The sequence below is a fragment of the Pseudomonas sp. 01L34 genome (assembly GCF_056400265.1).
The window spans coordinates 475,004-499,215 of the sequence record NZ_JBFTSX010000003.1 but is presented as its reverse complement, the minus strand read 5'-3'; the positions used below and the strand labels follow the sequence as shown (position 1 = coordinate 499,215).

General features: G+C 60.3%; 23 protein-coding genes. 7 read left to right on the top strand and 16 right to left on the bottom strand.

Annotated features, from left to right (window positions below; genetic code table 11):
* Positions 1-68: 68 nt before the first annotated feature.
* Together ptsP and AC1DQM_RS10855 are read right to left on the bottom strand one after the other, a co-directional pair.
* Positions 69-2,348 (bottom strand): phosphoenolpyruvate--protein phosphotransferase, encoded by a 2,280-nt coding sequence (ptsP, locus tag AC1DQM_RS10860; protein WP_018928656.1) that lies wholly within the window; start codon positions 2,346-2,348, stop codon positions 69-71.
* Positions 2,349-2,370: 22 nt separating this feature from the next.
* On the bottom strand, positions 2,371-2,850 hold the full coding sequence (locus AC1DQM_RS10855) for an RNA pyrophosphohydrolase (RefSeq protein WP_007897732.1): 480 nt from the start codon (positions 2,848-2,850) through the stop codon (positions 2,371-2,373).
* A 143-nt stretch (positions 2,851-2,993) separates the two neighbouring features.
* Between AC1DQM_RS10855 and AC1DQM_RS10850 the strand changes: the two genes are divergently transcribed.
* Positions 2,994-3,650, top strand: a complete 657-nt coding sequence (locus tag AC1DQM_RS10850) for a histidinol-phosphatase (RefSeq protein ID WP_477746155.1) — start codon at positions 2,994-2,996, stop codon at positions 3,648-3,650.
* A 117-nt stretch (positions 3,651-3,767) separates the two neighbouring features.
* On the opposite strand, the gene AC1DQM_RS10845 is transcribed toward AC1DQM_RS10850, so the two are convergent.
* Both AC1DQM_RS10845 and ilvA read right to left on the bottom strand, forming a co-directional pair.
* Positions 3,768-4,196: a DUF2269 domain-containing protein gene (locus AC1DQM_RS10845; RefSeq protein ID WP_018928654.1), complete on the bottom strand. Its 429-nt coding sequence runs from the start codon at positions 4,194-4,196 to the stop codon at positions 3,768-3,770.
* Between the two features lie 39 nt (positions 4,197-4,235).
* Positions 4,236-5,750 (bottom strand): threonine ammonia-lyase, biosynthetic, encoded by a 1,515-nt coding sequence (gene ilvA, locus AC1DQM_RS10840; protein ID WP_028939103.1) that lies wholly within the window; start codon positions 5,748-5,750, stop codon positions 4,236-4,238.
* Positions 5,751-6,061: 311 nt separating this feature from the next.
* Here ilvA and rpiA point away from each other — a divergent pair, with 311 nt between their 5' ends.
* Entirely contained in the window at positions 6,062-6,733 is a 672-nt protein-coding gene (gene rpiA, locus AC1DQM_RS10835; protein ID WP_018928652.1) for a ribose-5-phosphate isomerase RpiA, read from the top strand.
* Positions 6,734-6,795: 62 nt separating this feature from the next.
* Here the strand turns inward: rpiA and AC1DQM_RS10830 are convergent, their stop codons facing one another.
* From AC1DQM_RS10830 to AC1DQM_RS10815, 4 genes are all read right to left on the bottom strand, one after another.
* Positions 6,796-7,701, bottom strand: a complete 906-nt coding sequence (locus AC1DQM_RS10830; protein WP_477746154.1) for an SdiA-regulated domain-containing protein — start codon at positions 7,699-7,701, stop codon at positions 6,796-6,798.
* Positions 7,702-7,788: 87 nt separating this feature from the next.
* On the bottom strand, positions 7,789-8,724 hold the full coding sequence (locus AC1DQM_RS10825) for an SdiA-regulated domain-containing protein (protein WP_018928650.1): 936 nt from the start codon (positions 8,722-8,724) through the stop codon (positions 7,789-7,791).
* Between the two features lie 181 nt (positions 8,725-8,905).
* The gene (locus AC1DQM_RS10820; RefSeq protein ID WP_477746153.1) at positions 8,906-9,571 is read right to left on the bottom strand and encodes a fumarylacetoacetate hydrolase family protein; all 666 of its coding nucleotides are present in this window, start codon (positions 9,569-9,571) and stop codon (positions 8,906-8,908) included.
* Positions 9,572-9,594: 23 nt separating this feature from the next.
* Positions 9,595-10,989 carry an FAD-binding oxidoreductase gene (locus AC1DQM_RS10815; protein WP_018928648.1) on the bottom strand — a complete coding sequence of 465 codons (1,395 nt, stop codon included), beginning with the start codon at positions 10,987-10,989 and terminating at the stop codon, positions 9,595-9,597.
* Between the two features lie 204 nt (positions 10,990-11,193).
* Between AC1DQM_RS10815 and serA the strand changes: the two genes are divergently transcribed.
* Positions 11,194-12,423, top strand: a complete 1,230-nt coding sequence (gene serA / locus AC1DQM_RS10810) for a phosphoglycerate dehydrogenase (RefSeq protein WP_018928647.1) — start codon at positions 11,194-11,196, stop codon at positions 12,421-12,423.
* A 77-nt stretch (positions 12,424-12,500) separates the two neighbouring features.
* Here serA and AC1DQM_RS10805 read toward each other — a convergent pair whose 3' ends face one another.
* Positions 12,501-12,926: a DUF4399 domain-containing protein gene (locus tag AC1DQM_RS10805; protein WP_064621012.1), complete on the bottom strand. Its 426-nt coding sequence runs from the start codon at positions 12,924-12,926 to the stop codon at positions 12,501-12,503.
* 140 nt (positions 12,927-13,066) lie between these two features.
* Between AC1DQM_RS10805 and AC1DQM_RS10800 the strand changes: the two genes are divergently transcribed.
* Positions 13,067-13,651, top strand: a complete 585-nt coding sequence (locus AC1DQM_RS10800; protein WP_064621014.1) for a transporter substrate-binding domain-containing protein — start codon at positions 13,067-13,069, stop codon at positions 13,649-13,651.
* A gap of 29 nt (positions 13,652-13,680) precedes the next feature.
* Here the strand turns inward: AC1DQM_RS10800 and AC1DQM_RS10795 are convergent, their stop codons facing one another.
* Together AC1DQM_RS10795 and AC1DQM_RS10790 are read right to left on the bottom strand one after the other, a co-directional pair.
* Positions 13,681-14,166 carry a 2-thiouracil desulfurase family protein gene (locus AC1DQM_RS10795; protein WP_018928644.1) on the bottom strand — a complete coding sequence of 162 codons (486 nt, stop codon included), beginning with the start codon at positions 14,164-14,166 and terminating at the stop codon, positions 13,681-13,683.
* Positions 14,167-14,168: 2 nt separating this feature from the next.
* The gene (locus AC1DQM_RS10790; RefSeq protein ID WP_018928643.1) at positions 14,169-14,801 is read right to left on the bottom strand and encodes a 2OG-Fe(II) oxygenase; all 633 of its coding nucleotides are present in this window, start codon (positions 14,799-14,801) and stop codon (positions 14,169-14,171) included.
* Positions 14,802-14,934: 133 nt separating this feature from the next.
* Between AC1DQM_RS10790 and AC1DQM_RS10785 the strand changes: the two genes are divergently transcribed.
* Positions 14,935-15,687, top strand: a complete 753-nt coding sequence (locus tag AC1DQM_RS10785; protein WP_018928642.1) for a DUF2059 domain-containing protein — start codon at positions 14,935-14,937, stop codon at positions 15,685-15,687.
* 42 nt (positions 15,688-15,729) lie between these two features.
* Here the strand turns inward: AC1DQM_RS10785 and bipL are convergent, their stop codons facing one another.
* Positions 15,730-16,677 carry a phospholipase BipL gene (gene bipL / locus AC1DQM_RS10780; RefSeq protein ID WP_477746152.1) on the bottom strand — a complete coding sequence of 316 codons (948 nt, stop codon included), beginning with the start codon at positions 16,675-16,677 and terminating at the stop codon, positions 15,730-15,732.
* A gap of 97 nt (positions 16,678-16,774) precedes the next feature.
* Between bipL and AC1DQM_RS10775 the strand changes: the two genes are divergently transcribed.
* Together AC1DQM_RS10775 and AC1DQM_RS10770 are read left to right on the top strand one after the other, a co-directional pair.
* The gene (locus AC1DQM_RS10775; RefSeq protein WP_064621018.1) at positions 16,775-17,353 is read left to right on the top strand and encodes a DUF6436 domain-containing protein; all 579 of its coding nucleotides are present in this window, start codon (positions 16,775-16,777) and stop codon (positions 17,351-17,353) included.
* A gap of 104 nt (positions 17,354-17,457) precedes the next feature.
* Positions 17,458-19,860, top strand: coding sequence for a penicillin acylase family protein (locus AC1DQM_RS10770; protein WP_477746151.1), 2,403 nt, complete (start codon positions 17,458-17,460; stop codon positions 19,858-19,860).
* A 142-nt stretch (positions 19,861-20,002) separates the two neighbouring features.
* Here the strand turns inward: AC1DQM_RS10770 and AC1DQM_RS10765 are convergent, their stop codons facing one another.
* The 4 genes from AC1DQM_RS10765 to AC1DQM_RS10750 all read right to left on the bottom strand — a co-directional run bounded on the left by AC1DQM_RS10765 (position 20,003) and on the right by AC1DQM_RS10750 (position 24,108).
* A complete protein-coding gene (locus tag AC1DQM_RS10765) occupies positions 20,003-20,893 on the bottom strand; it encodes an ABC transporter permease subunit (protein WP_018928638.1) in 891 nt (296 codons plus the stop codon).
* The gene (locus AC1DQM_RS10760) at positions 20,890-21,810 is read right to left on the bottom strand and encodes an ABC transporter permease subunit (protein ID WP_018928637.1); all 921 of its coding nucleotides are present in this window, start codon (positions 21,808-21,810) and stop codon (positions 20,890-20,892) included. The genes AC1DQM_RS10765 and AC1DQM_RS10760 overlap by 4 nt, the downstream gene beginning before the upstream one ends.
* Positions 21,807-22,949 (bottom strand): ABC transporter ATP-binding protein, encoded by a 1,143-nt coding sequence (locus tag AC1DQM_RS10755; RefSeq protein WP_018928636.1) that lies wholly within the window; start codon positions 22,947-22,949, stop codon positions 21,807-21,809. Before AC1DQM_RS10755 ends, AC1DQM_RS10760 begins: the two co-directional genes overlap by 4 nt.
* 61 nt (positions 22,950-23,010) lie before the next feature.
* Positions 23,011-24,108 carry a polyamine ABC transporter substrate-binding protein gene (locus AC1DQM_RS10750; protein WP_477746150.1) on the bottom strand — a complete coding sequence of 366 codons (1,098 nt, stop codon included), beginning with the start codon at positions 24,106-24,108 and terminating at the stop codon, positions 23,011-23,013.
* Positions 24,109-24,212 lie beyond the last annotated feature (104 nt).

Below are 24,212 nucleotides of genomic sequence, written 5' to 3'. Positions count from 1 at the left end.
TCGGCTGGATCACGACTGCTTCGCAGCCGAACGGGAGCAAGCTCCCTCGCCACAGGGCCGCCGCTGACCTAGAGGGTCTTGACCGAAGCCGGATTGATCATCCGTGCCAACCCAAGGTTTTTCAGCGCCAGTTGCAGCGAGCTGTGGATAACTTGCGGGTTGTCGATGGTCATCAGCTCCGCCAGCAACTCCTTGGCCTTGCTCAGGTTGATCTGACGCAGCATCCACTTCACTTTCGGCAAGTTGGTGGCGTTCATCGATAGGCTGTCGAAGCCCATTGCCATCAACAGCACCGCCGCCGCCGGGTCACCGGCCATTTCGCCGCAGATACTCACCGGTTTGCCTTCGGCATGCGCATCGCGCACCACGCTCTGCAGGGCTTGCAGCACCGCCGGGTGCAGGTAGTCGTAGAGGTCGGCCACCCGTGGGTTGTTTCGGTCCACGGCCAGCAGGTACTGGGTCAGGTCGTTGGAGCCGACCGACAGGAAGTCCACCTGCCGCGCCAGTTCCTTGGTCTGATACACCGCTGCCGGAATCTCGATCATCACGCCAACCGGCGGCATCGGCACGTCGGTGCCTTCGTCGCGGACTTCGCCCCAGGCCCGGTGGATCAGGTGCAAGGCTTCTTCCAGTTCATGGGTGCCGGAAATCATCGGCAGCAGAATACGCAGGTTGTTCAGGCCTTCGCTGGCCTTGAGCATGGCGCGGGTCTGCACCAGGAAGATTTCCGGGTGGTCGAGGGTCACGCGAATCCCGCGCCAGCCGAGGAACGGGTTGTCTTCCTTGATCGGGAAGTACGACAGCGCCTTGTCACCGCCAATGTCCAGGCTACGCATGGTCACTGGTTGTGGATGGAACGCGGCAAGTTGCTCGCGATAGATCGCCAGTTGTTCCTTTTCGCTCGGGAAACGCTGGTTGATCATGAACGGCACTTCGGTGCGGTACAGACCCACGCCCTCGGCACCACGCTTCTGCGCCCGTGCCACGTCCGCCAGCAGGCCGGTATTGACCCACAACGGCATGCGGTGACCGTCGACCGTTACGCACGGCAGGTCGCGCAATGCATCCAGCCCGAGGGCCAGCTGTTTCTCTTCCTCGACCACGTCGGCGAACTGCTTGCGCAGCACGTCACTCGGGTTGGTGTAAACCTCGCCGTGGTAGCCGTCGACGATCATCTGGATGCCGTCGACCTTGGAATACGGCAGGTCGACCAGCCCCATCACCGTCGGAATACCCATGGCACGCGCCAGGATCGCAACGTGGGAGTTGCCGGAACCGAGTACCGACACCAGGCCCACCAGCTTGCCTTCCGGCACCTCGCCGAGCATCGCCGGCGTCAGTTCTTCGCTGACCAGAATGGTGTTGTCGGGGTAGACCAGCGTCTGCTGCCGCTCTTCCTGCAAGTAGGCGAGCAAACGGCGGCCGAGGTCCTTGACGTCCGAGGCCCGCTCACGCAGGTAGGCGTCGTCCATCAGTTCGAAACGGTTGACGTGATCGGTAACCACCTGACGCAGCGCGCCCTGGGCCCACTGACCGGTCTTGATCACGGTGGTGACTTCGCTGCCGAGCGAAGCATCGTCGAGCATCATCAAGTAGACGTCGAACAGCGCCCGCTCTTCAGGTCGCAGCTGGGTTGCCAGCTTGGCGGACAAGGCACGCATGTCGGCGCGCACGCCTTCGATGGCCGTCTTGAACAGCCCAAGTTCTGCATCGATGTCGGTGATGGTCTTGTCCGGCACCACATCCAGATCGGCCGGCGGCAGCATGACGACTGCGGTGCCGACCGCCGCGCCCGGCGAACCCGGTACGCCGACGAACTTTGCTTCCTGGATACCTTTGCCCTGACGGCCCAGGCCACGGATCGAACCGGTGGCCTCGGCATGGGCGATAACGCCGGCGAGCTGCGCGCTCATGGTCACGAGGAAGGCTTCTTCACCCTCATCGAACTGGCGGCGTTCCTTTTGTTGAATGACCAACACGCCGACGACGCGGCGGTGGTGAATGATCGGCGCCCCGAGGAACGACGCGTAGCGCTCTTCACCGGTCTCGGCGAAGTAACGGTAGCGCGGGTGATCCGCGGCGTTTTCGAGGTTCAGGGGTTCTTCACGCGTGCCGACCAGGCCGACCAGACCTTCGTTGGGTGCCATGCTGACTTTGCCGATCGAGCGCTTGTTCAAGCCCTCGGTGGCCATCAGCACGAAGCGGTTGGTCTCTGGATCAAGCAGGTAGACCGAGCAGACCTGGCTGCCCATGGCCTCTTTGACGCGCAACACAATAATCCCCAACGCCGCCTTGAGATCCTTGGCGGAGTTAACTTCCTGGACGATCTTGCGCAGCGTATTGAGCATGGCTCGGGGTCGAACTCCGTCGTCAGTCGCGCGCTAAAAGGCGCGGGGCAAGCTCTTTGAGAGCGCGTCGATACACCTCGCGCTTGAATGTCACCACCTGGCCCAACGGATACCAATAGCTGACCCAGCGCCAGCCATCGAATTCCGGTTTACCGGTCAAATCCATCCGCACCCGCTGCTCGTTGGAGATCAGGCGCAGGAGAAACCATTTCTGCTTCTGGCCGATGCACAGCGGTTGGCTGTGCGTTCTGACCAGACGTTGCGGCAAACGATAACGCAACCAGCCCCGGGTGCAGGCGAGAATTTCAACATCTTCGCGCTCCAGGCCCACTTCTTCGTTCAACTCGCGGTACAAGGCGTCTTCCGGCGTCTCCTGGGGGTTGATCCCGCCCTGTGGAAACTGCCAGGCATCTTGATTGATTCGGCGAGCCCATAGCACCTGGCCAGCATCATTCGTCAGAATGATCCCGACATTGGGGCGGAAACCATCGGGGTCGATCACGGCAACAACCTCGCAAACGCATGTCGCCGCATTGTTCCACAAAGGTTGTGAAAGCAGCAACGAGCCGACCTACCTTATGTGCACTCTTGTGAAAAGTCCGTATTCTGGAGACCTTTCTACAGACTTTTCAGCGAGTAACTGCAATGCGGCTGGCTTTATTCGACTTGGACAACACGCTTCTGGGCGGCGACAGTGACCACGCCTGGGGCGATTATCTGTGCGAACGCGGTTTCCTCGACGCCGTCGCCTACAAGGCACGCAACGACGAGTTCTATCAGGACTACCTGGCCGGCAAGCTGGATCAGGCCGCCTACCTGAACTTCTGCCTGGAAGTCCTCGGCCGCACCGAAATGGCGACACTGGATCAATGGCACCTGGATTACATGCGCGACTGCATCGAACCGCTCGTGCTGCCCAAGGGCCTCGAACTGTTGGCCCAACACCGTGAAGCCGGCGACAAGCTGGTCATCATCACCGCCACCAACCGCTTTGTGACCGGGCCGATTGCCACGCGTTTAGGCGTTGAAACCCTGATCGCCACCGAATGCGAAATGATCGACGGCCGGTACAGCGGGCGCAGCACCGATATCCCGTGCTTCCGTGAAGGCAAGGTGACCCGGTTGACTCGTTGGCTGGAAGAGACCGGCCACAGCCTGGAAAACAGCTATTTCTACAGCGACTCGATGAACGACTTGGCATTGCTGGAGATAGTGACCAACCCGATTGCGGTCGATCCGGATCCGAACCTGCGGGCCGAAGCCGAGAAGCGGGGTTGGCCGGTGATCAGTCTGCGCGACTGATTAAGCCTGTAGCAGCTGCCGAGGTACGAGGCTGCGTTGCGGTCCGCAGGACCGCCCTTGGGCCCGCTTCGCAGCCCATCGCGGTCTCGTGCCTCGGCAGCTGCTACAGATTCCGCGCTATACCGGCTTGGCCCCCATCAACCCCGCAATGGCGATCAAGCAGACAAAACTGAACAACGCCAACGCCAACGTAAACTTCCCATTCCCCGCCGCTGGCGCCTTGCGCAGCCGATTGAGCCGCACCAGCAGCCAGAACCAGCCCAGCGCCGCCACGGTGTACAGCACACTGGACGCCAGCAACCAGGTCTGCCCCAACGGCCAGCCCACCAGATGCACCATCCACCAGCCAGTAAACGGCATGCTCAACAGCGCCAGGCCCATCAACAGCCAGATGAACACCTGCGGTCGCTGCAAGGTACGCGCAGGCGCCGTCGCATCACCGTTACGACGAGTGCGCCAGACCCAGATTGCCAGCCCCAGTGCGCTGATCAACAGCAGCACCGTCGCCACGCCATGCGCGACTTTGAGGGCGGTTAGCGTTTCCATTGTTCGATTTCCTTATAGGCTGCCCATCAGCGTAGCCGCTCAGCCGAGAAACAGCTGATAGGCCGGGTTGTCGCTTTCGTCCCAGTACGGGTAGCCGATTTCTTCCAGCGCCGCCGGTACCAGATGACGCTCGTCGTGGGGCACTTGCAGGCCCGCGACCACACGGCCATCCGCCGCGCCGTGGTTGCGGTAGTGGAACATCGAAATATTCCAGCGCCCACCGAGCTTGTTGAGGAAGTTGAACAACGCACCCGGACGCTCCGGGAACTCGAAGCGCAGCACCACCTCATCGACCACCTGGGCGGCACGCCCGCCAACCATATGGCGAATGTGCAATTTGGCCAGTTCGTTGTCGGTCAGGTCGAGTACCGGGAAACCCTGCTCGGTCAGGCTGGCGAGCAGCGCACTGCGCGGGTCGTTTTCCGGATGGGTCTGCACGCCGACAAAGATGTGCGCTTCGCTACCGGTGTTGTAGCGGTAGTTGAATTCGGTGATCTGGCGCTTGCCGATGGCTTCGCAGAACGCCTTGAAGCTGCCCGGTTTCTCGGGGATGGTCACGGCGATGATGGCTTCGCGGCCCTCGCCCAGCTCGGCACGCTCGGCGACGTGTCGCAAGCGGTCGAAGTTGACGTTGGCGCCGGAATCGATGGCCACGAAGGTCTGGCCGGTGACGCCACGTTGCTCGACGTATTTCTTGATCCCGGCCACGCCCAAGGCGCCGGCAGGTTCAGTGATCGAGCGGGTATCGTCGTAGATATCCTTGATCGCCGCACAGATTTCATCGGTGCTGACGGTGATCACTTCATCAACGTAGTCTTTGCAGATATCGAAGGTGTGCTGGCCGATCTGCGCCACCGCGACGCCATCGGCAAACAGGCCCACGGTCGGCAACACCACGCGCTCACCGGCCGCCATGGCGGCTTGCAGGCAGTTGGAGTCATCCGGTTCGACGCCGATGATCTTGATGTCCGGACGCAGGTATTTCACGTACGCCGCAATCCCGGCGATCAATCCGCCACCGCCCACCGGAACGAAGATCGCATCCAGACGCCCCGGGTGCTGGCGCAGAATCTCCATGGCCACCGTGCCCTGCCCGGCAATGGTGTGGGGATCGTCGTAGGGGTGAATGTAGACGTAGCCTTTTTCGTCGACCAGTTTCAGCGAGTAGGCCAGGGCTTCCGGGAACGAATCGCCGTGCAGTACCACTTTGCCGCCGCGCGAACGCACGCCTTCGACCTTGATCTCCGGGGTGGTCTTGGGCATCACGATGGTCGCTTTCACGCCCAGCACTTTGGCTGCCAGGGCCAGGCCTTGCGCATGGTTGCCCGCCGAAGCGGTGACCACGCCACGGGCGCGCTCTTCATCGCTCAGTTGCGTCAGCTTGTTGTAAGCGCCGCGAATCTTGAACGAGAACACCGGCTGCAAGTCTTCACGCTTGAGCCAAATCTCGTTGCCCAGCCGCTCGGAGAGCTGGCGAGCAGTCTGCAATGGGGTTTCTACGGCAACGTCATAAACGCGCGAGGTGAGGATCTTTTTGACGTACTGTTCGAGCATCGGAAAGCATCACTGAACGGGTTGGGCAGGGCCAAGGAGTCTAACCCGGCTTTCGGGCGGGCGACCACACGAATCAAGAGGTTTTAGCCTTTGCAGACATCGCGGATCCATTGTGGCGAGGGGGCTTTCCCCCGTTCGGCTGCGAAGCAGTCGTAAAATCTGTTTATGCGGTACGTCTGAAAGAATGCCAGGGGAGCGCTGCGCACTCCAACGGGGGCAAGCCCCCTCGCCACAGGAGTGTTTCCCCCTGCACTATCGCGAGGCCTATAATGCCGGCCTTTCGTCCCCCTCTTCGGCACCTCGGAGCCCGCATGACCCAGGATCAACTCAAACAGGCAGTGGCTCAGGCCGCCGTCGACTTCATCCTCCCGAAACTCGATGACAAGAGCATCGTCGGGGTCGGCACCGGCTCTACCGCCAATTGCTTCATCGACGCCCTGGCCAAGCACAAAGGCGCGTTTGACGGCGCAGTGGCCAGTTCCGAAGCCACCGCCGCGCGCCTCAAGGGCCACGGGATTCCGGTGTATGAGCTCAATACCGTCAGCGATCTGGAGTTCTACGTCGACGGCGCCGATGAAAGCGACGAGCACCTGCACCTGATTAAAGGCGGCGGTGCAGCCCTGACCCGCGAGAAGATCGTGGCGGCCGTGGCCAAGACCTTCATCTGCATCGCCGACGCCAGCAAACTGGTGCCGGTGCTCGGTGCGTTCCCATTGCCGGTGGAAGTGATCCCGATGGCTCGCAGCCACGTGGCCCGCGAACTGGTGAAGCTGGGCGGCGACCCGGTTTACCGTGAAGGCGTGCTGACCGATAACGGCAACATCATCCTTGACGTGCACAACATGCAGATCACCAACCCGGTGGAGCTGGAAGCACAGATCAACGCCATCGTCGGCGTGGTCACCAACGGTTTGTTCGCGGCGCGCCCGGCGGACTTGCTGCTGTTGGGCACGAGCGAAGGCGTGAAAACCCTCAAGGCCTGATGCCACACCCATTTGTAGGAGCGAAGCTTGCTCGCTCCTACAATTTAGTTTTGGGATGTTGGTCAGGGTTGCGACGGTTTTTTGAAGACATAGAACAGGTTCGGCTCGCTGACGAGGTACAGGGTGCCGTCGTCATCCATGGCAATGCCTTCCGGCTTGTGCAATCCCTGACGGCCCTTGCTCAGTGACAGCGTGCTCAGCGGTCGCCCGTCCACATCCAGTTCAAGAATCAACCGCGACTCATCGGACAGTGCCAGCAAATGGCCGCTGCGCTCGTCATATTGCAGGCTCGACAGGTCTCGCACGAACATTCCGCCATCGCGCTTGGGATTGTTCACCACGTGCACCGCGTAGGACTTCTCCGGGTTGTAATGGGGAAAGCCCTGCACTTCGTAGATCAGCATCGGGTCGCGCTCCTTGGCGACGAACAAGCGCTTGCCCACCGAGTCATAGGCCAACCCCTCGAATCCCTTGTTGCCGCTCATGTGCACGCCGAGGGTCATCTGCTCGGCGTCCGCGGCATCGAGGAACGTCGTGCCCTTGCGCAGATGAATCTTGATCAGCCGTTGCTCACGCTCATCGGTGATCACGTAAGTGTCAGCGCTAATGAACTCCACTGCTTCCGGGTCGCCGAATCCGACCAGCGCCACACGCCGCAGGATTTTGCCTTCCAGGGACAACTCGATCAGCTCGGCGTTTTTGTGGGTGACCGTGAACAGGTTTTTGCGCACGGGATCGAAGGTCAGCGCGGAAACATCGTCGTCCAGACCGTCAATGACTCGCGCCTCGATCGCCACCTGATACTGGTCCAGGCCAATGGGCTGGGCATTCATCGGCTGCCATAGCGCCTGCACATTGAACCCGCTGCGCTCGAACAGGCGCTGGTACTGGCCGACAGCAACCAACACGATCAGGGCAATGACCGACAGGATCAGCATCAGGGGTTTGGGGCGGACAAGTCGACGCATTCAGGCAAACTCGGAAACAGGACGGGCGGATGAAACACCACGGCTGCCTGAATTAAAACCCTAATGGCCCGCGACCTTCTACCGCAACTACCGAACCTGTTGCTTTTCGAAGCGGTAGAACAGGTTCGGCTCGCTCACCATGTACAGCGTGCCCGCTTCGTCCATGGTGACGCCTTCGGCACGGGGAATGGTTTTCTTCAGGCCATTGAACCCTCCGAGCAAGGTCATGAAACTGACCTGCTCGCCCTTCTCGTCCAGTTCCAGCAACAAGTGAGAGTCGGCGGACAGCACCAGGGTGTGACCGGTGCGCGGATCGATGGCCAGGGCCGACAGGTTACGGACATCCAGTGCGTCGCTGGAGAGTTTCTGCTTGTCCCCCTTCAGGATCTGGCTGCCATCGCTTTTCCAGCTGAACAGCGCTGGTGGACGCTCTTCACCCAGCAGCAGTTGCTGGCGACGGGCATCCCAGACGACGGCTTCGAAGCCTTTATTCTGGTTTTTCGAGGGACCGAGATCGTACTTCGGGAAATTGGCGATGTTCAGCTCGCGCGTATCGGCATCGACCTTGACGATCGAGAGCAGGTGTTCGCGCTCATCGGTAATCGCCAGCAAACCATTGCCCATTACCGTCACCCCTTCCGGGTTGCTCCACCCCACCAGCGGCATTTTGCGCAACACGTCGCCTTGCAACGTCAGCTCGACCAGGAACGGGTTCTTGCCCATCACGGAGAACAGGGTTTTGGTCTGCGGGTCGTAAGACACGTCCGACGCTTCGTCCTTCTCCATGCCCGGCAGCAGTTTGGCGTCGATCACCGCCCGATAGTCCGGCAGCCAGACACTCTCTTTTCGTTCGGCAGGGCTTTCGAAGCGTTCCTTCACCCAGAGCACACCGCGATCATCCCAATGCATCGCAAACGCAAGGCCATAAGCGGCGACCGCCACCAGTAAAAGCCAGAAATACCAACGCATGACAAAGCGCGAGCGGCGGGCAGTTTTCAGCTTGGGCAGCGATTCGATGGCCATTCAGGGATGCGTTCCAGAAATTCAGGCTATGGGTAATAGCACATTGGGACAGGCTCAGATGCCATAAGCCCCGGAATTATCCAGACAAAATGTGAAAAAAACGGGAAATGGCCGGATTGCCCTGTGTGGGCAGCCAAGATCAAAAGATCGCAGCCTGCGGCAGGCTGCGATCTTTTGCTTTTTAGAGAACGCTACTGGTAAAGCGGCTGACACCCGGCAATTCGAGCACCAGTTCGTCACCGACATTCAGCGGGCCAACGCCCACCGGCGTGCCAGTGAGGATCACGTCCCCGGCCTGCAGCGAGAAGCAGCCGGCCATGTACTGGATCATCGGCACGATCGGATTGAGCATGTCCTTGCTGTTGCCATCCTGGCGGACTTCGCCATTGATGGTCAGGCGGATGCCGATGTCGGTCAGGTCGGTAAACGTGCTGCCAGCCACGAATGGCGCAATCACCGCCGCACCGTCGAAGCACTTGGCGATTTCCCACGGCAGGCCCTTGGCTTTAAGCTCGGCCTGCTTGTCGCGCAGGGTCAGGTCCAGGGCCGGGGCGAAGCCGGAGATGGCATCCAGCACTTCTTCGCGGCTCGGCTTGGTCGACAATGGCTTGCCGATCAGCACCGCTATTTCTGCTTCGTAATGCACCGAACCGCGCTCGGTCGGAATGCTGAAGCTGCCTTCCAGTGGCACCACGCAGCTGCCGGGCTTGATGAACAGCAGTGGTTCGGTGGGCACCGGGTTGTCCAGTTCCTTGGCGTGTTCGGCGTAGTTGCGGCCGATGCACACCACTTTCCCCAGCGGAAAATGAATACGCGTTCCGTCGACATACTGGTGCTGATAGCTCATTGACCGACTCCTGCCTTGTTGATTCAAACAGCGAAAATCTTGCCTGGGTTCATGATGCCATTCGGGTCGAACACCGCCTTGACGGCTTTCATGTACTCGATCTCAACCGGTGAGCGGCTATAGGTCAAGTAATCACGCTTGGTCATGCCCACGCCGTGTTCGGCGGAAATCGAACCGTTGTACTTCTCAACGGTTTCGAACACCCACTTGTTGACGGTGGCGCACTTGGCGAAGAACTCATCCTTGCTCAGGTTATCCGGCTTGAGGATGTTCAAGTGCAGGTTGCCGTCGCCGATGTGGCCGAACCAGACGATTTCGAAGTCCGGGTAGTGTTCGCCGACGATCGCGTCGATTTCCTTCAGGAACCCCGGGACTTTCGACACAGTGACCGAAATGTCGTTTTTGTACGGCGTCCAGTGGGAAATGGTTTCGGAGATGTACTCGCGCAGCTTCCAGAGGTTCTGCAACTGGGTTTCGCTCTGGCTCATCACGCCGTCCAGCACCCAGCCCTGCTCGACGCAGTGCTCGAAGGTTTCCAGGGCGTGGTTGGCTACTTCATCGGTGGTCGCTTCGAATTCCAGCAGCGCATAGAACGGGCAGTCGGATTCGAATGGCGCCGGCACATCGCCGCGTGCCATGACCTTGGCCAGGGCTTTGTCGGAAAAGAATTCGAAGGCAGTCAGGTCAAGTTTGCTCTGGAACGCGTGCAATACCGGCATGATCGAATCGAAATCGGCGGTACCGAGCACCATCGCGGTGAGGTTTTTCGGCGCACGGTCCAGACGCATGGTGGCTTCGACGACAAAACCCAGGGTGCCTTCAGCGCCGATGAACAGCTGACGCAGGTCGTAGCCGGTGGCGTTCTTGATCAGGTCTTTGTTCAGTTCCAGCAGATCGCCCTTGCCGGTGACGACTTTCATGCCGGCCACCCAGTTACGGGTCATGCCGTAGCGAATTACCTTGATCCCGCCGGCATTGGTGCCGATATTGCCACCAATCTGGCTGGAACCTGCCGAAGCGAAGTCCACCGGATAGTACAAACCGTGCTCTTCAGCCTTGTTCTGTAATTGTTCGGTAACCACGCCCGGCTGACAAACAACGGTGCGATCGGTGAGGTTCACGTCGAGAATCTGGTTCATGTAGTCGAAGGACACGACCACTTCGCCATTGGCCGCCACTGCTGCGGCAGAAAGCCCGGTACGACCGCCGGACGGCACCAGCGCAACCTTGTGTTCATTGGCCCAACGGACAATGGCCTGGACCTGCTCGATGGTCTTGGGGAACACAATGGCCGTCGGGGCCGGGGCGAAATGTTTGGTCCAATCCTTGCCGTAAGCGTTCAGGGAGTCGGCGTCGGTCAGCACCTTGCCAGGCTCAACCAGGGTCTTCAGCTCATCAATCAGCGCAGGATTGGTCATCGACAGAACTCTCGAACAATTCATGGTCATCCTGAGTACGCTTCACGTCGCAGAATGAGTGTTAGCAGGTCGCATATGCTAGCATACCGACCCCGCAGGATAGTGCCCAAAGGCTGTTCTGCGGCGACGGCTTTCCTGCCGTCCGGGTCAGCTCTGGCTGCTCCCTTCCCTGCCATTTTTTCTCCGGGACACAGGTTTACGCAGATGAGCAAGACTTCTCTCGATAAGAGCAAGATCAAGTTCCTTCTTCTCGAAGGCGTCCACCAATCGGCTGTCGACGTCCTCAAGGCGGCGGGCTACACCAGCATCGAGTACCTCACAGGTTCTCTGCCGGACGCCCAGCTGAAGGAAAAGATCGCTGATGCTCACTTCATCGGCATTCGCTCCCGCACTCAACTGACCGAAGAGATCTTCGATCACGCGAAGAAACTGGTGGCTGTCGGCTGTTTCTGCATCGGCACCAACCAGGTCGACCTCAACGCGGCTCGCGAACGCGGTATCGCGGTATTCAACGCGCCGTACTCCAACACTCGCTCCGTTGCCGAGCTGGTGCTGGCCGAGGCGATCCTGTTGCTGCGCGGCATCCCTGAGAAGAACGCTTCCTGCCACCGTGGCGGCTGGATCAAAAGCGCAGCCAACTCCTTCGAAATCCGCGGTAAAAAGCTGGGTATCGTCGGTTACGGCTCGATCGGCACTCAACTGTCGGTCCTGGCGGAAGGCCTGGGCATGCAGGTTTACTTCTACGACACCGTGACCAAGCTGCCATTGGGCAACGCCACCCAGGTCGGCAACCTGCACGAGCTGTTGGGCATGTCCGACATCGTCACCCTGCACGTTCCGGAAACCGCTGCCACCCAGTGGATGATCGGCGAGAAGGAAATCCGCGCCATCAAGAAGGGCGGCATCCTGATCAACGCCGCGCGCGGCACCGTGGTCGAACTGGACGCCCTGGCGGACGCGATCAAGGACAAGCACCTGATCGGCGCGGCCATCGACGTATTCCCGGTGGAGCCACGCTCCAACGAAGAAGAGTTCGAAAGCCCGCTGCGTGGCCTGGACAACGTGATCCTGACCCCGCACATCGGTGGTTCTACCGCTGAAGCGCAGGCCAACATCGGCCTGGAAGTGGCGGAAAAACTGGTCAAGTACAGCGACAACGGTACGTCGGTATCGTCCGTGAACTTCCCGGAAGTGGCCCTGCCGGCTCACCCTGGCAAGCACCGTCTGCTGCACATCCACGAAAACATTCCGGGTGTGATGAGCGAGATCAACAAGGTCTTCGCCGAAAACGGCATCAACATTTCCGGTCAGTTCCTGCAGACCAACGAGAAAGTCGGCTACGTCGTGATCGACGTCGATGCCGATTACTCGGAAATGGCGCAAGAGAAGCTGCAGCACATCAACGGCACCATTCGTTGCCGCGTGTTGTTCTGATCGCGACTTGAGCGACAAAAAAGGGAGCTCCTCGGAGCTCCCTTTTTTACGGCTGCTTTTTCATGGCAGCGGAAAAGTCACTGCACATTCACGGTGATTTTCTTCGACACGATCGGCGGATCGAACGGCATGTGACCGCTGTCGCCCAGCTCGAGCTGCAAGGTGTGCTTGCCCGGTGCCAGTTTGATTTCAGCGTGAGTCTGCGCTTTGCCAAAGTGCATGTGATTGGCATCGTTTGGAATCGGAGCGCCGGCAGCCGGTAGTTTGTCGACATCGATCAGCAGATGGTGGTGCCCAGTGTTTTTGGTGGTGTCGCCCGCTGGTGCCAGTGCGATTTCCTTGACGCCGAAATTCACTGTAAAGGTTTGCGCGACCGTGGCTCCGTCCGCAGGAGATACGATGAACACTTCTGCCCCCTTCGGAGCCGGGGTGGCGGCACCGGCCAGCACCGAAACACCCATCAGCACACCAGCCAATGCTGCTCGTGACATAAAGCTTTTCATTCTCTTCTCCAGTTTTTCCGTAAAATTCGCTCGACCGTGAACAACTTAACGGCCATTCGTTGTCGAAGGCACTCAATAACCATAGCAAAGCGAGCCTGAACAGCGCGTCGCGATAGATAAATGAATTCAAAGGAGTGACCATGCGCTTTTTGCCTGGCCTGATCTGCCTGCTACCCCTTTTGAGCCCTTTGGCTCATGCCGAACTGATGGACGATGTAAACGACCGCGGCGAATTGCGCATTGCTCTTGAGGCTAATACACCGCCCTTCAATTTCAAGGATGACGGCAAACTGACCGGGTTCGAGGTCGAGTTGGGTCAACTGCTGGCCAATGAGCTGGATGTACGGGCTGACTTCGTCGTCACCGATTCCGACGATCTGATGACCGGCGTCGAAAGCGGCAAATACGACGTTGCCATCAATCACATAGCACTGACCCCGGACCTGAAGGATCGTTTCGACTTCAGCGAACCTTACATTCATACCAACGCACAATTGATCGCGCAGAAAGAAGAGCAACCGCGATCAATCCTGTTGGTGCAGTCGCTGACGGAACAAAAACCGAAGGCCACCCCTGTGAGCCTGGCGATTCCGTTTCAGAAGGGTAATCCGGCGTTTCATGCCAGCCTTGAGAATGCAATGCAGCGGATCAAGGCCGATGGCCGGCTGGAGGCGCTGGAGCAAAAGTGGTTTGGGGCAGATGCGGGTGTGGCGCCGAAACCTTGATTCGGGCGAATGAGTAACCCTGCGGGCTGTTACTTCAGGGTTGCCAGGGCCTGCGCCGCTTGCGGCAACTCCAGCTCGCTGAAGACTTGCACACCATGGCGCTTGAGCAGCGCGGCGGTCACGCCCTCACCGCTGACCTTCACTCCACTGAACGTCCCGTCATAGGTCAGCAGATTCCCGCAAGACGGGCTGTTGGCCTTGAGCACGGCAATCCGGATGCCGTGCTGTTGCACCAGCTCCAGCGCCTGAGAAGCCCCCGATAGAAACTCGGCACTGACGTCCTCGCCCTCGGTGGTGATGACCGATGCAAGGCCATCAAGCACTTCACCGCCCTGCCCGCCGGGAATTTCCGCCGCAGCCCTGGGTGTCGGCAACCCGCCGGCGACTTCCGGACACAACGGCACCACCCGGCCCTCGGCAATCCACTGTTCCAACAGATCGAACGGCCCGCTGGCCCCGCCGTCGTAACGGACGCGGTGACCGAGCAAACAGCGGCTTACCAGAATTTTTTGCATGATCAGAACGGCTCGTTGCCACGACGGCGGAACCAGCCCGTCAACGACAGGCGTTCTCGGGTCGCTGGCAGGACTTCGTGGGGCACGTCGCCCGACAGGAACACCACCAGGCATCCGCCGGTGGGCACCACATCGTGTTCGACGCCTTCGTCCAGGTACATGCGCAACTGACCGCCATGCTCGGGCAGCCAGGCGTCGTTGAGGTAGATCACCGCCGAGACCATGCGCCGGTCGTCGTCACGGAAACGGTCGACATGCTTGAGGTAGAAAGCGCCGGGGGGGTACAGGGCGAAATGGCTTTCGAAATCTTCCAGGCCCAGGAACAAACCACGATTCATCGCCTCACGCAGGCTGTCCATCAACCCCAGGTAGCTGTCGCAGGACTCGGCCTGGCCGGGTTCGAGCCACTGGATATGGTCGCCGCGAATGCCCTCGCGAATCTCCGAAAACGCCCCGCGCCCCACGGCGGCCGGGGCAAGCTCACCCTCGGCGGCACGTTTACGACATTCGGCGGCCAGCGCCCGGGTCAGGTCCAGGGGCAGGAAAATATTCTGCTGCGACCAGCCGTGTTCGGCCAGGTCGTCGACGATACGTAACAGCAGTGGATGATCAGAGGGTATGTGCATGGCGCGCATAGTATTCCTGTGCCCGCAAATCCGACAGAGCCACGCAGCGGAGGATTGGTCGGATAAGGTACTCAACCTGATACGAATTCTCGACAAGTACGAATGCCGCACGGAGAATAGTCGCCTGCTGACAGGAGTCCCTATGCGTCGCTTGCTTTTCTCACTGTTGATGTTCTGCGTTTTGCCCGCCTGGGCGGACGGCCACGACCAGTTGTACAAGGTCGCCGGTTGGCCAGAACAACGCGCGCATTTCAACGATGCTCTCTCGGCCGCTCAGCAGCGCTATCAGAACAGCTTGCCACCGGCAGTGTTCCAGGCCCTGGTCGACAACAGCAATCTACGGTTCGCCCCCAAGGCCATGGACCAGCGCGCCGAAGCGCAACTGCGCAAGAAGCTCGCCGACCCGAAACCTGCGCTGACCTTCTTTCAATCGCCCCTGGGCAAGAAAATCGTCGCCGCCGAACTGCTGGCGACCCGTCGCGATCAATTGGCGAAAAACGCCAAGGGCTTGCCGAAGATGCAGGCCAGCGATACCCGTCAACTGATCATCGGCCACCTGGCCCAGGCCCTGCCCGCCCGCGAGGCCGGCGCTGAAGTCAGCCTGGCGATCGCAGGCGTCGCGGCCGACAGCCTGAGTTCGATGATCCCTGGCTTGCTCGGCAACGGTCAGGCTCAAGGCATGTTGAACGGTCAGCGCCAGCGCCTGATGGAGCAGATCGGCGCCGACCTGAACAACACGCTGCTGTATGTCTATCGCGACCTGTCGGATGACGAACTGGAAGAGTTTTCGACCTTTGCCGAGTCCTCTGAAGGCAAGGCTTATTACCAAGCGGCATTGGCGGCGATTCGGGCAGGGTTGGCAGTGGGGCAAAGTACGTCGAGCCTGACCCAGTAATTTTTGGCGTCCGTGAAATGGCCCGCGAAGACTATCGAAATGTCACCGCCGATCCCGACTCATGCGCTTGGTCAAAAACCCGAAATACTCCCGCCGCAGCCCCGGCGACTCATTCGCCAGATGATGCCGCGCCTCAGGCAGCATCAACACCTGGGGCCGATCGAACTTGCCTCGCAGCACTTCAAGGTTGTGCTCCCAATCCACGGTCATGTCCGCCTGCCCCTGCACGATCAGCGGCCGCCGCGGGCTGCTCGGTGCCGCTTCGATACGCTTGATCCACCGTCCCAGCGCACCGACCCAGGCCGTTGGCAGACGCAGCGGTTGCAGCGGATCGGCCTGCAGGAACGCGAGGAAGTCAGGGTCGTTGGAATTCTCGCTGAAGCGCCGGGCGATGCCTTTGACAAACGGCTTGAGCAGGTAATAACTGAGCCGCGACCAACCCCAGGCTCGCGGCCGCACCAAGGGCGACAGCAGAATCACTTGCCCCTGGGCCGGGCTGCTCGCACCTTGATTGAGTACATGGTCGATCACAATCGCCCCGCCGGTGCTTTGCCCGCACAAGTGCCAGGGCTGCGGAAGTCCCAACGACTGCGCCTCGGCCAGCAGGCCTTGCAGGGCGCTCTGGTACTCGGCGAAGTCCTTGATACTCGCCCGTTCGCCACTGGACAAGCCATGCCCCGGCAGGTCGCAGGCGATTACCGAAAACCCTTGGTCCAGCGCCCACTCGATCACATGCCGGTAGAGCCCGGTGTGATCGTAGAAGCCGTGAAATAGAAACAGCGTCGCCTTCGCCCGCTCGGGCCACCAGAGCTGGCTGACCACTTCATAACCATCGATCTCGAAACGCCCCAAGCCACGGCGCAGGGTCCGCTGTGGAAAATCCAGCCCGTAAAAACGCTGATAGGCCATGGCCTCCGTCGACAGCGGCCGCCACTCGGCCAACGGCCGCAGGCTGGCACGCAAATGATCGGGGTCGAAAGTGGCAGACATGGGCTATTCCAGAGCGCTAAACGGACTTTATCGGCCTGCGATATTCATCTGTCGCAGCAAGCATGGCAAGCTAGCCGACCTTCGAGGATTGAAACCCATGCGCCCGGCCTATCGCACCACACTGCTTGCCAGCCTGCTCGCCCTTGTGTGTGCCAGTGTGCTGTGGGCCGCTTACGACTGGTTTCAGGGACGCTACCTGCGAGCCTTCAGTTCGCACACCGCCGTGTTCTCCGGCGACCCGTTGCGCCTGCCCGACGAACTCGCCGGCCCCGGCGCCATTCGCCTGGTGCACTTCTGGGACCCGGCCTGCCCATGCAATGTCGGCAACCAACAACACCTGACTGAACTGGTTGAGCAATATGTACCGCAGGGCGTCGAGTTCTATACGGTACAAAAGCCCGGCAGTCACGGCCAGTTGCCCGGCACCTTGAGCCGCCTGAAAACCCTCGCTGCCCTGCCTGGCTCCGAACAGATTCCCGCCAGTCCGGCAGTGGCGATATGGGACCGCGACGGCAAGCTGGCATATTTCGGCCCGTACAGCGAAGGCCTGACCTGCAATTCGAGCAACAGTTTTATCGAGCCTATCCTGCAGGCGCTGAACGCAGGCAGGGCGGTGAACGCCACCCATACGATGGCGGTGGGTTGCTACTGCCCGTGGCCCGCGGTGGCGAAGTAAGGCATTCCTGACTTTTCCAGGACCGCGATGCCCGGCACAGGAGGTCTGTGCTACACGTTTGCAGCCCGCACGGGTGGCAACCCCTGAAAGAACAAGGAGTCACCATGAAACGCGTCCTGACCGTACTTGCCTTGCTGATCGTCGCGCTCGCCGCCGGGGGCGGCTGGTATGTGTACAGCAAACAACCGACGCGCCAGGGCCAGGTGGCGTTGCAGCATCTGCAAGGCTCAGTGACCGTGCGCTACGACGAGCGCGGCGTGCCGCATATCCGCGCCGAAAACGAAACCGACCTCTACCGCGCCCTCGGCTACGTGCAGGCCCAGGACCGACTATTCCAGATGGAAGCCGTGCGGCGCCTGGCCCGTGGTGAGCTGGCCGAAGTCCTCGGCCCGAAACTGCTCGACACCGACAAACTGTTTCGCAGCCTGCGCATCCGCGAACGTGCTGACAGTTACGTGGCCGCGCTGGATCGTGAGTCGCCGGCGTGGAAGGCCCTGCAAGCCTATCTGGACGGCATCAATCAATATCAGGACAGCCACGCCGCGCCAGTAGAGTTCGACGTGCTGGGAATCCCCAAGCGCCCTTTCACCGCCGAAGACAGCATCAGCATCGCCGGCTACATGGCCTACAGCTTTGCCGCGGCGTTTCGCACCGAACCCTTGCTGACTTACGTGCGTGATCAACTGGGCGCCGATTACCTGAACATCTTCGACCTCGACTGGCAGCCCAAGGGCGTGCTGGTCAAAGGTCACGCCAGCCCTGCGCCGACGCTCGCCGCCAGTGACTGGAAGGATCTGAACGCCCTCGCCCGCCTGAGCGAACAGGCGCTGGCCGACCACGGCCTGCCGCAATTCGAAGGCAGCAACGCCTGGGTGATTTCCGGCAACCGCAGCAAAAGCGGTAAGCCGCTGCTGGCCGGTGATCCGCACATACGCTTCTCGGTACCGTCAGTGTGGTACGAGGCGCACCTGTCGGCGCCAGGCTTCGAGCTGTATGGCTACCATCAGGCGCTGGTGCCGTTTGCATTTCTCGGCCACAACCTGGACTTCGGCTGGAGCCTGACGATGTTCCAGAACGACGATCTGGACCTGATCGCCGAGAAGGTCAACCCGGACAACCCGAACCAGGTCTGGTATCGCGGCAAGTGGGTGGACATGGTCACCACCGAACAACAGATCGCCGTGAAAGGCCAGTCACCGGTCACATTGACGCTGCGCCAGTCGCCCCATGGCCCGATCGTCAACGATGCGCTTGGCACTGCCGCCGGCAAGACGCCGGTTGCCATGTGGTGGGCGTTCCTCGAAACCCCGAATCCGATCCTCGACGGCTTCTACCAGCTCAATCGCGCCGACACCCTGGCCAAGGCCCGCGCCGCGGCCGCCAAGGTTCAGGCTCCAGGGTTGAACATCGTCTACGCCAACGCCAAGGGCGACATCGGCTGGTGGGCCTCGGCGTTGCTGCCCAAGCGTCCGGCCGGGGTGAAGCCCGGTTTCATCCTCGACGGCAGCACCCCTCAGGCGGACAAGGAAGGTTTTTACCCGTTCAGTGCCAACCCGCAGGAAGAGAACCCGGCGCGGGGCTACATCGTCTCGGCCAACTTCCAACCGGTGTCGCCGACCGGCATGGAAATTCCCGGCTACTACAACCTCGCCGATCGCGGGCAGCAGCTCAATCGCCAGCTCAGCGACAAGAACGTGAAGTGGGACAACGCGGCCAACCAGAAGCTGCAACTGGGTACGACCACCGCCTACGGGCCGCGCTTGCTGGCGCCTTTGCTGCCGGTACTGCGTGAAGTGGTGAGCGATCCGGCCGAACTCAAACTGGTGGAGCAACTGGCGCAGTGGAGCGGCGATTACCCGCTGGACTCCATCAGCGCCACCCTGTTCAACCAGTTCCTGTTCAACCTCGCCGACGCGGCGCTGCGCGATGAACTGGGCAATGACTTCTTCGAAACGCTGCTCCCGACCCGGGTGATCGATGCCGCGCTGCCGCGCCTGGCGGCCTCCGCCGACTCGCCGTGGTGGGACAACCGCAACACCCCCGGCAAGGAAACCCGCGCCGATACGGTCAAGGTGGCCTGGCAAGCGAGCATGGCTCATCTCAAAGCCACCCTTGGCGCCGATTCCGCGCAATGGCAGTGGGGCAAGGCGCACACCCTGACCCACGGCCATCCGCTGGGGATGCAAAAGCCCCTGGACCAGATTTTCAACGTTGGCCCATTCGCGGCACCCGGCACCCACGAAGTACCGAACAACCTCTCGGCCAAGATCGGCCCGGCGCCGTGGCCCGTGACCTACGGCCCGTCGACCCGGCGGCTGATCGACTTCGCCGACCCGGCCCACAGCCTGACCATCAACCCGGTGGGCCAGAGCGGCGTGCCGTTCGACAGCCATTATGCCGACCAGGCCGAGGCGTATATCGAAGGGGTTTATTACCAGGCGAATTTCAACGAGGAAGAAGTGATGGCCAATACCCGCAGCACCTTGAAGCTGTTGCCGGCGCGGTAGATTTTTTCTGGCCGGGCTGACGCCTTCGCCGCAAAACTCTGGGCCATAAAGTCAAAAGATCGCAGCCTGCGGCAACTCTTACGGGATTCACATTCCACTGTAGGAGCTGCCGCAGGTTGCGATCTTTTGATCGGCAGCAGTTTTAAGCCGCTTCCGGTGCCTGCGCCCGACGTACGTCCGGTTGTTTCCAGGAGTCGGCAGCGGCTTCCTCGATGGCTTGCTGGATCGCACGTTTGCGGCTTTCTTCGGCGCGACGGCTGAAGAACCAGACCAGGAAGGTCACCAGCGACACCGCCAGCAGAATCAGGCTGGCCACGGCGTTGATCTCAGGCTTCACGCCCAGGCGCACCGCCGAGAACACTTCCATCGGCAGGGTCGTGGAGCCTGGCCCGGACACGAAGCTCGCCAACACCAAATCATCCAGCGACAAGGCAAACGACATCATGCCGCCGGCCGCCAGTGACGGCGCGATCATCGGGATGGTGATCAGGAAGAACACTTTCCATGGCCGCGCACCGAGGTCCATGGCGGCTTCTTCGATGGACAAATCCAATTCACGCAAGCGCGCCGACACCACCACCGCCACATAGGCTGCACAGAATGTGGTGTGAGCGATCCAGATGGTGACGATGCCGCGCTCCTGCGGCCAGCCGATCATCTGCGCCATGGCCACGAACAGCAGCAACAGCGACAGACCGGTGATCACTTCCGGCATCACCAGCGGTGCGGTGACCAGGCCGCCAAACAGTGTGCGGCCCTTGAAGCGGGTGATGCGGGTCAGCACGAACGCCGCCAGCGTCCCCAATGCCACCGCCGCTATCGCCGTGTAGCAAGCGATTTCCAGCGAGCGCACCACTGAGCCCATCAGTTGCGTGTTGTCGAGCAGGCCGACGTACCACTTCACCGACCAGCCGCCCCACACCGTTACCAGTTTCGAGGCGTTGAACGAGTAGATCACCAGGATCAGCATCGGTGCGTAGATGAACAGCAGACCCAGCACCAGCATCAGGTTCGAGAAACGGAAGCGCTTCATTCTTTACCCTCCATTTCCTTGGCCTGACTGCGGTTGAACAGGATGATCGGCACAATCAGGATTGCCAGCATCACCACCGCCAGGGCAGACGCCACCGGCCAGTCGCGGTTGTTGAAGAACTCTTGCCAGAGCACTTTACCGATCATCAGGGTTTCCGGACCACCGAGCAGTTCCGGGATCACGAACTCCCCCACCACCGGGATGAACACCAGCATGCAGCCGGCGATAATGCCGTTTTTCGACAGCGGCACGGTGATCTTCCAGAAGCTGTTGAAGTTGCTCGAACCGAGGTCCGATGCGGCTTCCAGCAGGCTGTGATCGTGTTTCACCAGGTTGGCGTAGAGCGGCAGGATCATGAACGGCAGATAGGAGTAAACAACCCCGATATAAACCGCCAGGTTGGTATTGAGGATCTGCAACGGCTCGTCGATCCAGCCCATGCTCATCAGAAAACCATTGAGCAGCCCGTTGTTGCTGAGGATGCCCATCCACGCGTACACGCGGATCAGGATCGCGGTCCAGGTCGGCATCATGATCAGCAGCACCAGCACCGTTTGCAGCTCTTTGCGGGCGGTGGCAATGCCATAGGCCATCGGGTAGCCGATCAGCAGACAGAGGATGGTGCTGAACAGCGCCATCTTCAGCGAGCCTAGGTAAGCGGCGATGTACAACTCGTCATCGCCCAGCATCGCGTAGTTGGCCAGGTTGAGCAGCACCTGCAGTTTCTGGTCAACGAAGGTGTAGATCTCGGTGTACGGCGGAATGGCCACGTCGGCTTCAGCGAAGCTGATCTTCAGGACGATGAAGAACGGCAGCATGAAGAACATGAACAGCCAGATGAACGGAACCCCGATGACCAGCTGACGGCCACCGGGAAGTATTCGATTGAGCCGGCGTTTGAGTTTGCGCATGTTCATGAGCGAAGTACCACGCCGCTGTCGTCTTCCCACCACACGTAAACCTGGTCACCCCAGGTCGGGCGCTGGCCACGGCGCTCGGCGTTGGCGACGAAGGACTGCACCAGCTTGCCGCTCGGCAGTTCGACGTAGAACACCGAATGGCCGCCGAGGTAGGCGATGTCGTGCACCTTGCCGCTGGACCAGTTGTGTTCGCAGGTCGGCATTTCGGCCGTCACCAGCAGTTTTTCCGGACGGATCGCATAGGTAACGGACTTGTCCTGCACCGAGGTGCTGATGCCGTGACCCACGTAAATGTTGCGGTCCAGATCCTTGCAGGTGATCAGTGCATGGCCCTCGGCGTCGTCCACCACTTCACCTTCGAAGATGTTGACGTTGCCGATGAATTCGCAGACCAGTCGGCTGGTCGGGGTTTCGTAGATGTCGATCGGGCTGCCGATCTGGGCGATCCAGCCCAGGTGCATGATCGCGATGCGCTCGGCCATGGTCATGGCCTCTTCCTGGTCGTGGGTCACCATGACGCAGGTTACGCCGACGCGTTCGATGATCTCGACCAGTTCCAGCTGCATTTGCGAACGCAGTTTCTTGTCCAGCGCGCCCATCGGTTCGTCGAGCAACAACAGCTTCGGCCGCTTGGCCAACGAACGCGCCAGGGCCACGCGCTGACGCTGACCACCGGACAACTGATGCGGTTTGCGCTTGGCGTACTCGCTCATCTGCACCAGCTTGAGCATCTCGGCCACGCGGGCATCGACCTCGGCCGTCGGGATCTTGTCCTGCTTGAGGCCGAAAGCGATGTTCTGCGCCACGGTCATGTGCGGGAACAAGGCGTAGGACTGGAACATCATGTTGATCGGCCGCTCGTACGGCGGCATGTCAGTGATGTCTACGCCATCGAGGAAAATGCGCCCCTCCGTGGGCCGTTCGAAACCTGCCAGCATCCGCAGCAAGGTGGATTTGCCCGAACCCGAGCCGCCGAGCAAGGCGAAGATTTCGCCTTTCTTGATTTCCAGGGACACGTCGTCCACGGCAATCGTCTCGTCGAACTTTTTGGTGACCCGGTCGATTTTGACCAACACCTGTTTAGGTGATTGGTCGCCCTCGAGGGCTTTCTTATAGGCGCCGGAGGCAACTGCCATTTACGAAACTCCCAACAGAATTTGCAGTTCGCTCAATGTGGCGAACCTGGATAGTTTGACGCTATTTGCCCGACTTGACCTTGGTCCAGCTGCGCGTCATCAAACGTTGAATGTTCGGCGGTAACTCGATGGACACGTACATCTTGTCGAGGACCGCTTGCGGCGGATAAACCGACGCGTCAGTGCGTATGGATTGTTCCATCAGTTTGTCCGACCCAGGGTTTGGGTTGGCGTAGCCCACGGCATCGCTGACCTTGGCGATTACCTCAGGCTTGAGCAAATAGTTGATGAAGGCGTGGGCTTCCTTGACGTTGGCCGCATCCTTGGGGATCGCCAGCATATCGAACCAGAGCGCGCCGCCCTCTTTTGGAATCGAGTAGGCGATGTTCATGCCTTTACCGGCTTCAGCCGCGCGTGCCTTGGCCTGGAAAATGTCGCCGGAAAAACCGATCGCAACGCAGATATCGCCGTTGGCCAGGTCCGCGATGTATTTGGATGAGTGGAAGTACGTCACATAAGGCCGCACCGCCAGCAATTTAGCCTCGGCCTTTTTGTAGTCTTCGGGGTTGGTGCTATTGGCGTTCAGGCCCATGTAGTTAAGGACCGTGGGCATCATTTCATCGGCGGAGTCGAGGAACGCGACGCCGCAACTGTGCAGCTTCTTGATGTTTTGCGGCTCGAACACCACATCCCAGGAATCGATCTTGTCGAGCCCCTGCACAGCCTTGATCTTGTCGACGTTGTAACCGATGCCGTTGGTGCCCCACAGATATGGCACGGCATATTGGTTACCCGGATCGTTCTGCTCCAGGCGCTTGAGCAACACCGGATCGAGGTTGGAATAGTTGCCTAGCTTAGACTTGTCGAGCTTCTGGAAAGCGCCGGCCTTGATCTGCTTGCCAAGGAAATGGTTGGACGGCACGACCACGTCGTAACCGGTACGCCCGGCCAGCAATTTACCTTCCAGGGTTTCGTTGGAATCGAATACGTCGTAAATCGGCTTGATACCGGCGTCTTTCTGGAAGTCGGCCAGGGTGGTCTCACCAATGTAGTCCGACCAGTTATAAATATGCACCGTGCCGGTGGCCTGGGCACTGACGGCAAGCGTCAGCCCGGCGCCGACCAGCAGGGCATTGCGCAACAAAGAAAAAACAGGCAAGTGGAGGTCCTCTAAAATTAGTTGGGCCCAAGTTGCCCCGCGCTACATGACAGCCATGGCTGCCTGACAACAAAACCGGCGCGCAACTTACCCTCGAAAAACCG